The following is a 13,953-nucleotide window of genomic DNA, read 5'->3' as shown; positions in this document are numbered from 1 at the left end:
AGAACCTGAATCCAGTTCTGAAACACAGAAACAACTGCAATCGAAAGAAACTCCCCAAGAAACTGTAGAAGCTGAATCTACTTCATCTAAGGAAATGCCTCAAGAAGAGAAAACTCCTCAAGAAACTGTAGAAGCTGAACCTAGTGCGGAAACACAGAAACAACTGCAATCGAAAGAAACTCCTCAAAAGCAAGCGTCACTGAGCAATTCCTCCTCTTTTAATTCATAATCAAGTTACGGAGAGTTTCTAAGCAATAACAGAAGGAAGACCAAATAATATCGCTTCCTTCTGTATCTATCCTGACGTTTGTTTTTTCTTAAGAACTCGATCTCGTTCACCAAAACACGTTAATGTTAAATATTATTAATATGTAGCCAAATAAAGAGATAATAGGAGTTAAAATTGCAATAATACTAATAAAGTATTCGGATGGATTTAGTAATTTATATCAGTTTTGCAAACTTTCCATTTTTTATAATGTATTGATTCAATCTAATAGAAAAATTTATAGAATATTTTGATAGCGACTTGACTACATATTAAATCGAGGAAAAATGTCACTCACTATTTATATAAAAAGCCGTGGTAGCTACATCGACAATGATTATCATTGGATCGATGAAAACAATCAAAGTGTTGCTACTCCTGAATCTATCAAAGAGATTCAGGAATTTATTCAAAGTGACGCTCGTTCGATTGTTTTGCAGCAAAAAGAAACAAGCCTCCTGTTGTTGGTAACAGGTATAGAAAGTAACAGAAAAGATATTCAAGGGCGGATGATTCGCAATTCTATTGCCTGGCTTAAAAACGATATTTTAGGAAATTGGGATGATAGCGATGAAGACACTCACAGAAAAATATTACAGCAGATAGCAGCTTGTGCTTTAAGAAATGAATTAGACGATCGTATTAATAGTAATATTATTGCAGAGAAAGGCGATTTTCGTGTTTTATGGGAGGAAATACTTAAACTAAAATATAATTATTCCAAAATATCATCATTGCGTTCTCCAGATCAAGAGAACCTAACTCCAAAAATTTGTAAAAATACAGATAAATCAAGGGAGGAATTAGCGAATGAACTTGAAACAACGGATTTATCCAGAGACTTTTTAGTCATTGTTACCGGAAATAAATCCGAGGAAACATTAAAGAAAGCTGGTGTTTGGCGGGGATTATCAAATTTAATCCCATATGAAGAATGGCAAGAATACGAACCTAACCAACAACAAAATTTAGAAAACTTTGTTGAAGATGTTGGGGAAATTTTTGAAGGAGTCAGAAAAGAATTCGATAAGTTTATTGCCAAAAGTCGCAAAAGAAACAGACGTTATAGAGATAAACGCAACAGATAGCCAACCTACAGACTGAACTTAACTTGCTGCCAAAACGCCGGCGGTATTTCCCCTTTCTCCCCAGTTGCGGTATTGCGAAACAAAGCCACAAAACCACCTGCCCCCAACTTTTCCTGGGGAAACAACCGATAACAAGGCATGGAAGTCAAATGGGATTGATACGCCGCCAAATGGGAAACCGATAGTGGTTGAAATTGGGGAAAACGCTGCAAAAACCAGTCGCAAACCTGTTCGTTTTCCGCAATGCTGTAGGCACAGGTCATATAAGCCAGATATCCTTGCGGTGCCACCACTTGGGCAGAATTGGCGAGAATTCGTTTTTGCCGGTTGGCGTTTTTGTTGATTGTAACTGGATGGAAACAGCCCGGTGCCTGCATTCCTTTGGCAAGCAACGATTGACCGCTACAGGGGGCATCCACGAAAACCACATCGGCGGTGGCAGGTATCAGATGGGCAAATTTTTCCGAGTCGGAACTAGTGACGTGGGTAGGTTGAATTTGGCAGCGTTTGAGATTGGAAATTAGGATGCCTATTCGCTTGCCAATGATTTCGTTGCTTATCAAACAGTTGGGTTGCAAACTACGCCATGCAAAAACACTTTTGCCTCCTGGGGCAGCACACATATCGATGGCAAGGTCGATGGGTTGGTTAATGGCTAACAAGGCGGAGGCGGTGAAAACGGAGGAAAAATCTAAACAATAAAAATATCCCGCTTCGTGGAGGGGATGTTTTCCGGGTTGGCTTTTGGCTGCCAGGCGGGTGACAAATTCTGGTTGCCAGGAAACTGGTGGGAGTGTTTCTAAATCTGTTAATTCTACTTGGTTGTTGTCTGGTTGGTGTGCCCAAATAATCGTAGGTGGAAAGGTTTGGGGTTGGGTAAGGGCGGCAATAAATTTGGTTTGCTCTTGGGGGGTGGCAAATAGTTGGTGGCTGAGTTTGTGTAGCAGTCGCGAGGGTTTGGCGAGTTTTGACATAGGCAAAATTAAAATTCGAGCAAGTTTTGGGAGGTAAAATGATTAGATTGGTGGATATTTTATTGGTTTTTGCAGGATGTTGCTGGGTATTTTGAAGAAAGCGATCGCTATTTGATAGGATAACAATTTTCCCAGGAATTTGGAAGGGCAAGTCTGGTTGCTTGCCCCTAGGTTTTGGGAAACCTATTTCATCATTTTGGATACTTTACCGAATAAATTGGATAGGTTTTGTTTGGCGTTTTCTAGGTCGGGATACTTGTTGGCTTGGTCTTCTTTTTGGGAGTTGGTATCTGTTTCTGAGGAAGTGGATTGATTTTGCTGTTCTGTTTTGCTGGCGATGGGATTGGAAAATTGGATGGGTAGCTGAACCCCTTCGGAAATTTTATGGGAAATGGCATCCACAAGGGTGTTTTCTGCCTGTGGTTGTTCTGTCGCAGGGGAGGAATGGGATGGTTTGGTATCTTCCGGTGGATGGGAATTTTCAATGGATTGGCTTGGGGTTGGTTGTTCTGTTGGCGATTCTGCTGGTGGATGGCTTGGTTTTTCTTTGCTGGCGATGGGATTGGAAAATTGGATGGGGAAGCGAAATTCAAAGGAGTGGTTTGGCTGTTTTTCTTGGGAATTGCTTTTTGGTTGATTGCTGAGAATGGGGGTGCCAGAATTTCTGTGGAGATGAAATTTATAGGAAATTTCGCCTTCATCGCCGACGTTAAAGGTGGCGTCGTATTGTTTGGCACATTCGTTGAGATATTCCTTGGCTTGGTCGCCGGGTATTTGGGCTTCCATGGCAAAACGAAGTACGGTCATTTCGCCGTTTTCTTGATGCACTAGCCTGAAGAAAATTTCCCGCAAGCGATCGCTTTCTGCTTTTTGTTGTTCTTCCGTTTCCCGTTGGTTTTGTTGTATAATACCAACGGTTAACCATATTCCCCCAACCAAACAGGGAAGCCCCAGAATAAAAAATCCTGCCAACATGCTTTCGTATTCTTCGGGAGATGCGTAGGGGTCAGAAATGGTGGCTAGGGCAGCAGCCGATATTAGGAAACCCAGTAATAAGAACAATCCGGCAAATATTTTTTTCATGGTTTTGCCAAAACTACTGGATTGTTGGGGTTGCTTCTGAAATTTGCTGCTTACACTGCCAATGCCGATAACCAGGAGAATGGGAATAACCATCCATCCTCCCGACACTGTAACTGAAATCGCGATCGCAATAATCGCAAGTGTTACAATCAGGGAGACAATATTTTTTAACAAGGAACCAATTCCTTCTAATAGAGAGAGAATTCCTCCAAAGAAATTTTTGGATAGGGAAAAGGTTCCTTCTAACAACGCCCAGATGCCCTCGAATAGGGCTTGAATCAGTTCAAGCATCAGTTACCTCCGGTCATAACCGACCTAAAATATAAATTTTCTTAAAAAAATCCGCGATCGCAAGTATTCTATGTTAGCCAAACTTGGGGAAAATCCAGCCAACAATCCTATTATACCCAACAGATGAAGGGCTTATCGCGATCGCGTCAATCAAAAGTAAGCAATTGTAATGAATTTTTTATCGAGTAACAAACCATGAAGCGCCCAAAAGTTTTTTAGGTAATTCTTAAGATTCTTATACCTATGTTTTTCATTAAAAACCAAATCAGACAAAAACAAACCACCAATTTTCCGTAGGGGCAACCCCCCGTGGTTGCCCCCCCCCCGTGGTTGCCCCCCCCGTGGTTGCCCCCCGTGGTTGCCCACCCCCCGTGGTTGCCCCCCGCGATTGCCCTTTTATCCCCATCGCCTAGAAAACATAACATTTACATCCAATATAAAATTTTCCGAGAGCATTTCCTCATTGTGAAAACCCGAAAAAATCCCCAGACTAAGGCTACAACTTCTGTGTTTTTTCCCTCCTCCCACTCTTCCCACTCCTCCCCCTCCTCCCACTCCTCCCACTCCTCCCACTCTTCCCACTCCTCCCACTCCTCCCCCTCCTCCCACTCCTCCCACTCCTCCCACTCCTCCCCCTCCTCTATCTCAAACATAGCCCGTACACATCGGATTTAGTACCATATCTCCAACCAACGCATCGGCAAAAAGATACCCTCAAACCTCATATTTCACCCCTTCTTCCGTATTTTCCGCAGGCGAAATCGTCGCCAAAGCCTCTCCTCGTAACTTCCCTTCCGCAGCTAATTTCGGGCGTAAATAGAGATTTTCCACCAAAGCAGCAGCACCGGCAAACCAAGGCGGTACGATTAAAGCACCGATAATCCCCAAAATTTGTACGCCACCCAACACGGCAAGCAACTGATACAAAGGATGCACTCCTACCGAACTTCCCACCAACAGCGGGTCTAACAAATAAGTTTCGATATTTTGGATAATGACAAACAGCAGCAACACCCACAAAAACGTCCACCATCCTTGAGAAACCGCTACAATTAAAGCAGGAATCGATCCTAGAATGGGACCGAGAAATGGAATTAAATTGGTAACACCTGCGATCGCGCCTAAAGCAAGAGAGAAATCTGCCAATCCTAAAAATCGCAATCCCGTGGTAATTGCCAATCCCAAAATCCCCGAAACCAACAATCGACCGCGAATATACCCCCCCATGCGGTGGCTGACCACAGAGGCTTGTGCTGCCAAACGGTCGTTCCAGGGCGTGGGAAAAAGCTGCACGAAACTACGAATCAAAGTGCGGCTATCGGCAACCATATAGCCGGAGATAAACAAAGCCAGAACAACACTGACCACAGCCCCGACAATACCGCGTGTGATACCGTAGGAACGCAATACCAACTGCTGGCTGGAACGAAACAACCAACTGGTGAGGGCTTGGGCATCGAATAAATCCGCAAACAATTTGGCGCTGGTGTCGTTGAGGTTCATTGCCCAGGTTTCTACCCGTTTGACAATCGTATCGGCGAATACGGGTAGCTGCCGCAGCAATCGTTCGATTTGTTCGAACACCGTAGGTCCGATAATGAGCATGACACCGGTTAAAACCCCAATGATGCTAAGATAAGAAACAACGACTCCCAACCATCGGGGAAAACGCCACTTTTCCAGCAAGTTCACTAAGGGGGCAATGGAAGCCGCTAGCACCACTGAAATCATCAAAACCACTAGCAGGCTGCGGATTTGCCACACCAGAACCAGCGACAAGACCAAGCCGAGAATAATGGCAATATTGGATAGGGAAATACTGATACGCTGGGACATAGAAAATTCCTAATTTGGGATAGGATGGTGGGTGTTCTCTCTATGCTACAGGGAAGAATGGAGGAGGGGGAAGAGGGGAAGGAGTAGCGAGAAGTGGGAAGATGAATTTATGCATTATTAGGAATTTCTATGCCATTGGGTGATGCCGCCTGGTTTGTCGATGAGGGTGATGCCAGCAGCTTGCAATTGGTCGCGCAAACGGTCGGCTTCGGCGAAGTTTTTGGCTTTGCGGGCAGCGGTGCGTTGTTGGATGAGGTTTTCGACTTCTTCGTCGCTGAGGGTATCTCCTTGGGGTTGGGTTTCTGCGGGGGCGGATGCTTCCAATCCCAAAACTTGTGCTAAATTAACTAAGGTATACCAGATTTGCTGCAGGCGATCGCTTGGTGTTTCGGTTTTGCCTTCGTGCGTTAATAAATTGCGATCGCGACGTATAATTTTTACCAGTTCAAATACCACTGCCAAAGCCGATGGCGTGTTCAAATCGTCATCCATCGCCTGGTTGAACCGTTCCACCGCATCTTTATCCAAATTTTGACTATCGGTGGCACTGGTTTGTTGCCAGCCTAATTTTTCTCCATACTGACTGCCAAACAGCAAAGCCTCTTGCAAGCGTTTCCAACCATTGGTTGCCGAAGCGATCGCTTCATCGTTAAAATCCAAAGGTTTGCGATAGTGTGCCTGCATCACGAACAACCGCACTGCCATGGGGTCAATGCCCTGCCCCAGCAAATCGCGAATGGTGGTAAAATTGCCCAACGACTTCGACATTTTCTCCCCATTCACCGTCACCATGCCGTTGTGCAACCAATACTTCGCCAACGGTTTGCCATTCGCCGCCACCGACTGGGCAATTTCGTTTTCGTGGTGGGGAAACATTAAATCGGCACCGCCACAGTGAATATCCGCCGTTTCTCCTAAATTTTCCCGTACCATCGCCGAACATTCAATATGCCATCCCGGGCGACCTTGCCCCCAGGGAGACTCCCAAGCTGGTTCTTCCGGTTTTGCCCGTTTCCACAATGCAAAATCAAAAGGATCGCGTTTGGGTGCTTCTTGTTCCCCTTCTGCCACTCGACCGCTGGCACCCGCTTGCAAATCCTCTAAATTGCGCCCCGAAAGCTGACCGTATTCGGGAAAACGGCGTACTTCATAGTATACATCACCGCCACTTTTGTAGGCATATCCTTTCGCTTCCAGTTCTTCAATCAAGCGTTGAATGCCATTGAGGGTATGGGTAGCGCGGGGATAAAAATCCGCAGGTCGCACGTTGAGGCGATCCATATCTTCAAAATAGGCATCCGTAAACCGCCGCGCCACATCATCCATGGAAGTGCCTTCTTCTTTGGCGCGATTCAGGATTTTATCGTCAATATCGGTAAAATTTTGTACGTAGCGCACCTGATAGCCACGCCATTCCAAATACCGACGCAAAATATCCCATACAATATAGGAACGGGCGTGACCCAAATGGCAGTAATCGTACACGGTAACGCCACAGCAGTAAATACCTACACGGGGCGCGTCTAGGGGAGTAAAGGTTTCTTGACGGCGACTGAGACTGTTATACAGGGTTAAGGTCATAGCAACTATAGCAAAACCGGACGGATTTAAGAAGTGGATATCTTAGACTATTTTGGCATTTCCCTGGCAGTAAATCTAGTGGTGGAGCGTGGGTGCGTGGGAGCTTGGGAGCGTGGGAGCTTGGGAGCGTGGGAGCGTGGGTGCGTGGGAGCTTGGGAGCGTGGGAGCGTTGGAGCCTGGGAGCGTGGGAGCGTGGGAGATATATTGGTTGTTTTCTCCGATGCTCCGATGCTCCGAAGCCCCGATGCTCCGAAGCCCCGATGCTCCGATGCTCCGAAGCCCCGATGCTCCGACGCCCCGACGCCCCGACGCCCCGACGCCCCCATGCCCCAAATGCTTCCCCTCATAAATCTAACTCAACTGCGCCCGGAAGCGATTGATACTAACGCCTAACAAGACAATAGCAAAGAATGCCAAAGCAGCGGCGTTGGGTAAAATCGGTTCGATGCCCGTTCCTTTGAGAATTAAGTTACGTGCGATCGCAACGTAATGGCGTAACGGGTCAGCAAAGGAAACCACTCGAAAAAATAAAGGCATACTTTCAATGGGCGCTACTGCCCCCGATAGCTGAATAATCGGTACGTTGAAAAAGAACGAAGTTAGCACCACTTGCTGTTGGGTTTTTGATAGCGTCGCCAGCAACATGCCCAAACCAATTGCCACCACCACATATAACCCAGAAAATAACAAAAACCAAGCAAAATTTCCACGAAATGGTAAATGAAACACCACCAATCCAATCCCTGCCGCTAAAAATACATCCCCCATTAACAAAACAAACAAAGGCGCAATTTTTGCCGCTAAAATTTCCCACGCCGCTGCTGGCGTCATCAACAATTGTTCCAAAGTGCCCACATCTTTCTCGCGAATTAGGGTAATAGAAGATACCAAAGAACCGGTTAGCGTTAGCACCAATCCCATCACCCCAGGCACAAAAAACCAAGTACTCATTAAACCAGGATTGTATAAAAAGCGAACTTGGGTATTGACCAACGGGTCGGGGGGCGGTACGTTTAAATTGCGACTGTATTCGCGAACAATTTGTTGCATGTAGCCACTAGCAATGCCAGCGGTATTGGCATTCACCCCATCGATAAAAACTTGCACTTTCGCTGTTTTGCCATCGGCAATATCCTGACGAAATTCTGGCGGAATAACTAACCCCGTTGTTATTGTACCAGTCCGCACGTCTTCCACCAAATTTTCTTTACGATGGGGAGCAGTTTTTACCCAAAAAATATCGTTCTCTGTCAGAGCAGATACCAACTCGCGGCTTTCTTCGGTGCGGGAATAATCCAAAACGCCCAAACTCAAATGGGTGACGCTTGGGTCGAGGGCAAATCCTAAAATTAATAGTTGGATGGTGGGGGGAAACAGCAGCAAAAAAATAAACTGTTTGTTTTTGAGAATTTGCTGTACTTCCTTGACGGCGAGTGCCCAAAAACGGCTTTCCAAAAAACGACGAATCCAGTTCATACGTTTCTCCCATTTTAATGAATTTTTCTCTATTCTTTTAATTGCATTTTGGACATAATTTTGGTCGATACCAAAAACAAGAGACAGCCAATCGCCAAAATAATTATCGGTGCGTACCAAATCCCAATCCATCCAGTTCCCCGTACAAAAGCATCCCGGGTAATTAAAATATAGTAACGAGCGGGAATAATATTACAAATTAGAGAAAGGGGAAAGGGAATATTGTCAATACGGTAGATAAAACCCGATAGCAAGAACGAGGATAAAAATCCAGCAATGGCTGTTCCTTGAACGGCGGCATTTTGATTGCTCGAACGCACGCCAATAAAGGTGCCAAAGGAAACGCTAGATAGTAAATAGACAAACGTTCCCACCAGCAATGGCAAGGGGTTGGTGGCAAATTCCATGCGAAATAATAGAATAGCTACCCCCATAACCAAAGTAGCTTCGCCAGCAGCTACTACCACATAAGCCATAACTTTACCTAAAAGCCACTCAAATGACGTTAAGTCGGAGGAATATACCTGCAAAATGGTTCCCTGTTCTTTTTCCCGTACGACTGCGATCGCGCTTAACATGGAAGGGAACACCCACAAAACCACGGCAAATGCCCCCGGCACGATATACAAAGCTTCCCGCAAACCGGGGTTGAACCACAAACGCACTTCCGCATCGACGCTGCGTTCCGCTGGCGGTTGCAATTGATTGGTTTGAATAAAGAAATTGGTGGTGGCGCGAATGCTATTTTGCACGACGCGGGCATTGTTCACATCGCTACCGTCAACTAAGACTTGCACGTCTACGTCTTTGTCGGCTTTAATCTTGCGGGAAAAATCGGGAGGAATGACAACAGATGCGATCGCATCTCCTCGGTCTAGGGAATCGGTGGGAGATTCGCCGCTACGCACGGGGATAAATTGGTTGGTGGCAAACAAACGGGCAATATACGTGCGCGACAGGGGGCTGCGGTCGAAGTCTTGAACCGATATGGGTAAGTTTTGCGCTTCCAAACGAATGGCAAATCCGTAAATGAGCATCATTCCCAAAGGCAACAAAAAAGCCAAAGCTACCGTCAAGCGATCGCGACGAAATTGGGCAAGTTCTTTTTGGCATTGGGCAAGAATCCGACGAAACATGGCAATTCATCCATCATTATATGGTTGACAATCGCTATTTTAGGTTTTTAAAAACCATCTCTACTGGCTTGCTCGTTGCACGATACCAATAAAAGCATCTTCCAAAGAAAAGGGAATGGGGCGATGGTAGTAAATTTGAATATTATTTTTCTCTAGATTTTGTTCTACTTTAGAGAATTCTTCATCGGGATTGTCAAGCACCAAATGCAAGCGATCGCCAAAAATCGCCACCCGCCAACCAGCAAAAGCCTCTTTCAAACAATCGGAAGCTGCTTGCACGTTATCGGTAGCCAACTCTATCAATTGCCCCGGTTGTTCGGCTTTAATTTGCGTGGGCGACCCTTGCGCCACCACCTCACCAGCCACCATAAATCCCATGCGATTGCAGTTTTCTGCCTCTTCCAAATAATGCGTCGTCACCAAAATAGCAGTGCCTTGACGAGCAAAATCGCGAATCAACCGCCAAAATTGCCGCCTTGCCAACGGATCGACACCAGAAGTCGGTTCGTCGAGAAACAAAATCTGCGGTTCGTGCATCACGGAAGCCCCAAAAGCAACCCGTTGTTTCCAACCACCGGGAAGGCTGGCGGTTAGGGTATGTTCGCGACCTTGCAAGCCGCAGGTTTCCAATACCCATTCAATCTTTTCCTTACGCAATTTTCGCGGAACCCCGTAAACGCCGCAATAGAATTGCAAATTTTGTATAATGGTCAGGTCGTCGTAGAGGGTGAATTTCTGACTCATATAGCCAATCCGCGATCGCACTTCGCTGCTATGCAAATTTTTGGTTTTCCCAGCTAACTGCATTTTTCCACTAGTTGGTGGTAGCAAGCCGCACAGCATTTTAATGGTCGTGGTTTTGCCAGCACCGTTGGCACCTAACAAGCCGTAAATCTCCCCATAGCTAACTTGCAAATCGATATTTTTCACCGCTTGAAAGTCACCAAACCTCTTGGTGAGATTGTCGGCACCAATGGCAATGGATTGGCTTGGGTTTTCCTGGCGATGCTGACCGCCGCGATGGCGGGGAAAGGGAATAAACGGCGGGTCTGACTGGGAAGCACGCAAGTTGGTGACAAAAACGTTTTCTAGGGTAGGTTCGTTGGTATTGGTGGATTTGACGGCAATTTGATGGTCTTGCAAATAATTTCGTACTTCTCGTTCCCCAATTTCGCTATCTGGGGTTAAAATATCCAAGCGATCGCCAAACGATTGCACATCTGCCAAATGCTGGGTCTTTTTCTCAGATATAGCATCGCGCAAAACCGTTTCCGCCTTAGGCACATCTTCACACCGCACTTCCAAACGCGCCCATCCCAAACTATCGCGCAACTGCCGCAAGGTTCCCATTTTTTGAATCTTGCCTTCGTAAATCAACGCCATCCGATGGCAGCGTTCCGCCTCATCCAAGTAGGGCGTAGCGGCAACAATGGCAACCCCCGTGGCAGCCACCGATGCCAGCAAATCCCAAAATTCCCGACGGGAAACTGGATCGACGCCTGTGGTGGGTTCGTCTAGCAACAAGACCTGCGGTTGGGAAATGGTGGCACAGCACAGCGCCAATTTTTGCTTCATGCCTCCGGAAAGCTGACCGGCAAGACGATGGGCAAACGGTTGCAATCCTACTGATTCTAGCAATTTCGGTGCTTGACGGGCAAATTCGGCATCGGAAACCCGTCGCAAGCGGGCGTTGTAGCGCAAATTTTCTTCGATGCTTAAATCTTGATAGAGCGAGAATTTCTGAGTTACGTAACCAGTTTGCAATCTAGCGGCGTGGGGAGTGGTTCCGAGAACTTCTACACTTCCGGCAGTGGCTTCCATAACACCAGCTAAAATTTGGAATGTGCTGGTTTTGCCAGCCCCATCGGGTCCAATCAGTCCAAAAATTTCTCCTTTGTCTACGGTAAAATCAATACCACGCACGGCAGCGACGTTGCCATAATGTTTGTGCAATCCTTGCACGCGAATCGCTGGGTTGCCGGTTGCTGGTTCGTTGGTAAGGGTTTGGGTGTCGGTATGTATCATGGAAATTCATTATTCTGGTTCCGGTTCGACGATGATTTCCGCGTCAGCAGGCATACCGGGTTTGGCAAATCCTTGGGGATTGTCGATGGCTAGTTTAACACCAAATACTTGCGTGACGCGATCGCGTTTGAAATAGATATTTTCCGGCGTGAAAGAAGCTTCGGTGTCGATGGCACTGACGGTAGCATCGATCGGTTGGTCTGGGTTGGAATCGAGATAGACTTTGGCAGGCTGCCCCACGCGAACTTTGCCAATCAGCCCTTCTCGAATGTACCCGCGCAAGTAAACATCATCTAAGTCAAGCACGCTCACGATAATTTTACCAGCTGAAAGCACTTCTCCAGGTTCGGCAATGCGATCGAGCACCACCCCATCGATGGGGCTGACGATATCCAAGTCATCCAGTCGTGCTTTGATTTCTTCTTTGGTGGCTTGGGCACTGGCAATATTCGACTGGGCAGCACTGAGTTGAGAGCGCGCCTGTTCCAGTTGTTTTTGCAATCCTTCTAATTTGGCTGTACGAATTTCTGGGTTGAAACTGGTGGTTTGGGCTTGTCGCAGGGAACCGCGAGCGACGTTTACCTGACGCTGGGCAGCGTTTACAGCAGCCTGGCGTGCTTGCAAGGCAGCTTCGGTGGTTTCTACTTCGGTTTGGGCTTGGTCGAACTGCTGTTGGGGAACCACGCCTTGTTCTACCAGATTCTTATAGCGATCGCGATCGACTTTGGCAAGCCGCAGTTGTGCCTGGGTTTCCTGTTTTTGGGCTTTGGCTTCCTCTAATTTTGCTAAAGCTGACGATAAATTGGCTTGGGCTTCTTCAATGCGACCTTGCGCCTGCTGTTCCGCTTGCTGGCGGCTGAGACGCACCTCCCGCATTTGGCTTCGAACTGCATCGATTTGCAACCGCGCTTGGTTGGCTTCCTGCCGGGCACTTTGTAGTTTGGCTTCTGCCCCCCGCAGTTGCGCTTGCAGTTCGTCGTCGTCTAATTTGGCAATGACTTGATTTTCCTGAACTCGGTCTCCTTCGCGAACGGTAATTTTTTCCACACGACCCGCTACTTTCGCCCCAATATCGCTTTCGTAGCCTTCGATTCGACCGCTGAGTTCGATGGCGCTATCTTCCGGTTGTGATAAAAAATACCGCACAGCAATCCCAGTGCCTACTACAAAAGCAGCAATAGGAATCAAAAATAACAATTTGCGCGATCGCTGTGGGGGTTTGGCAGTAATGCCAGGATGGGATACAGAAGAAGTTTGCTGAACCATAACCGATTCATCCCATTCTACACTAAGAGAAAAATAGAAAACAAACCATACCGTATAGCGACCCGATAAAGTGGATACTGAACTATACCGTATAGTCCTATTTGCTTTATAATTATACTATACCGTATAGTATTGACTGAGTGCAAATACTTTACGAAAATTTAACCTTAACGTCATTTCCAGGTGAAACCCATGGTCAGTTCAACCCCCACCTCCAAACGCCAGCAAATCCTACAAGGTGCCATTCAAATCTTCCTAGAAAACGGCTATGAAGGAACCAGCATGGATCGAGTAGCCGCCGCCGCCGGTGTTTCCAAAAACACCATCTACAGCCACTTTCAAGACAAAAAAGGCTTGTTTGTCAGTCTCATCGAACAAGTAACCGGAGAAAGATTTCAAATCGTTTTCGGTTCCGTATCCCTTTCCGGAGATCCAGCCATCGTTTTGCGTCAAATCGCCGAGAAATTCTTTGCCACCATCATGGTAGACCAGGAATATATTGCTTTTCTCCGCCTCATTATTGGCGAATCGGGGAGATTTCCCGAACTAGCTCAACTGTTTGTACGCGCATTGCCTCAAAAAGTTATCCATATTCTAACGCGCTATCTAGACGCGCATCCAGAACTAGAATTAGAAAGCTCCGAAGCTACCGTACGGATTTTTGTTGGTTCTTTAATGGGATTTATTTTAACTCAAGAAGTCTTGCACGGTAAAGACATTCTCCCCCTGCAGCAAGAAGAACTAATTCGTACTTTAATCGATTTAATTGCAAGCAAAAAGAAGGATTCCAGTCAATTGGAAAGCGAATAGTTCTATAATTTCCAGAAAAGTGGAGCCATCAATTCCCATGTCTGAAAATACCACCAATGAAAATCCAACCAACGAATACGATAGCCCCTGGAAAGAAGCCCTCGACCTGTACTTTCCCG

The 13,953-nt window shown here is 46.5% G+C and carries 11 protein-coding genes and 1 pseudogene; 3 read left to right on the top strand and 9 right to left on the bottom strand.

Going from position 1 to position 13,953, the window contains the following annotated elements; translation table 11 throughout:
* A pseudogene (locus tag AS151_RS21930) lies at positions 1-229 on the top strand (hypothetical protein); the annotation flags it as partial.
* 326 nt (positions 230-555) lie between these two features.
* Positions 556-1,356: a hypothetical protein gene (locus tag AS151_RS03885; RefSeq protein WP_071515749.1), complete on the top strand. Its 801-nt coding sequence runs from the start codon at positions 556-558 to the stop codon at positions 1,354-1,356.
* A gap of 5 nt (positions 1,357-1,361) precedes the next feature.
* Here AS151_RS03885 and AS151_RS03880 read toward each other — a convergent pair whose 3' ends face one another.
* The 9 genes from AS151_RS03880 to AS151_RS03835 form a co-directional block, all read right to left on the bottom strand.
* Complete coding sequence (locus AS151_RS03880) at positions 1,362-2,330, bottom strand: RsmB/NOP family class I SAM-dependent RNA methyltransferase (RefSeq protein ID WP_071515748.1); 969 nt, start codon at positions 2,328-2,330, stop codon at positions 1,362-1,364.
* Between the two features lie 183 nt (positions 2,331-2,513).
* Positions 2,514-3,704, bottom strand: a complete 1,191-nt coding sequence (locus AS151_RS03875) for a hypothetical protein (RefSeq protein ID WP_071515747.1) — start codon at positions 3,702-3,704, stop codon at positions 2,514-2,516.
* A gap of 425 nt (positions 3,705-4,129) precedes the next feature.
* Positions 4,130-4,357 carry a hypothetical protein gene (locus AS151_RS22720; protein ID WP_071515745.1) on the bottom strand — a complete coding sequence of 76 codons (228 nt, stop codon included), beginning with the start codon at positions 4,355-4,357 and terminating at the stop codon, positions 4,130-4,132.
* Between the two features lie 61 nt (positions 4,358-4,418).
* Complete coding sequence (locus AS151_RS03860) at positions 4,419-5,540, bottom strand: AI-2E family transporter (protein WP_071515744.1); 1,122 nt, start codon at positions 5,538-5,540, stop codon at positions 4,419-4,421.
* 117 nt (positions 5,541-5,657) lie between these two features.
* Positions 5,658-7,121: a cysteine--tRNA ligase gene (cysS, locus tag AS151_RS03855; protein ID WP_071515743.1), complete on the bottom strand. Its 1,464-nt coding sequence runs from the start codon at positions 7,119-7,121 to the stop codon at positions 5,658-5,660.
* Between the two features lie 351 nt (positions 7,122-7,472).
* Positions 7,473-8,597 carry an ABC transporter permease gene (locus AS151_RS03850; protein ID WP_071515742.1) on the bottom strand — a complete coding sequence of 375 codons (1,125 nt, stop codon included), beginning with the start codon at positions 8,595-8,597 and terminating at the stop codon, positions 7,473-7,475.
* Between the two features lie 29 nt (positions 8,598-8,626).
* Positions 8,627-9,733 (bottom strand): ABC transporter permease, encoded by a 1,107-nt coding sequence (locus tag AS151_RS03845; RefSeq protein WP_071515741.1) that lies wholly within the window; start codon positions 9,731-9,733, stop codon positions 8,627-8,629.
* Between the two features lie 60 nt (positions 9,734-9,793).
* Positions 9,794-11,758: an ATP-binding cassette domain-containing protein gene (locus AS151_RS03840; RefSeq protein ID WP_071515740.1), complete on the bottom strand. Its 1,965-nt coding sequence runs from the start codon at positions 11,756-11,758 to the stop codon at positions 9,794-9,796.
* A 9-nt stretch (positions 11,759-11,767) separates the two neighbouring features.
* A complete protein-coding gene (locus tag AS151_RS03835) occupies positions 11,768-13,024 on the bottom strand; it encodes an HlyD family efflux transporter periplasmic adaptor subunit (protein ID WP_071515739.1) in 1,257 nt (418 codons plus the stop codon).
* A 192-nt stretch (positions 13,025-13,216) separates the two neighbouring features.
* On the opposite strand from AS151_RS03835, the gene AS151_RS03830 reads away from it, so the two are divergent.
* Complete coding sequence (locus AS151_RS03830) at positions 13,217-13,834, top strand: TetR/AcrR family transcriptional regulator (protein WP_071515738.1); 618 nt, start codon at positions 13,217-13,219, stop codon at positions 13,832-13,834.
* The last annotated feature ends 119 nt before the right edge of the window (positions 13,835-13,953 follow it).

The organism is Geitlerinema sp. PCC 9228, assembly GCF_001870905.1.
GTDB lineage: Bacteria > Cyanobacteriota > Cyanobacteriia > Cyanobacteriales > PCC-9228 > PCC-9228.
Note: the sequence above shows the minus strand (reverse complement) of the source record. Positions and strands in the feature narration are given on the sequence as shown.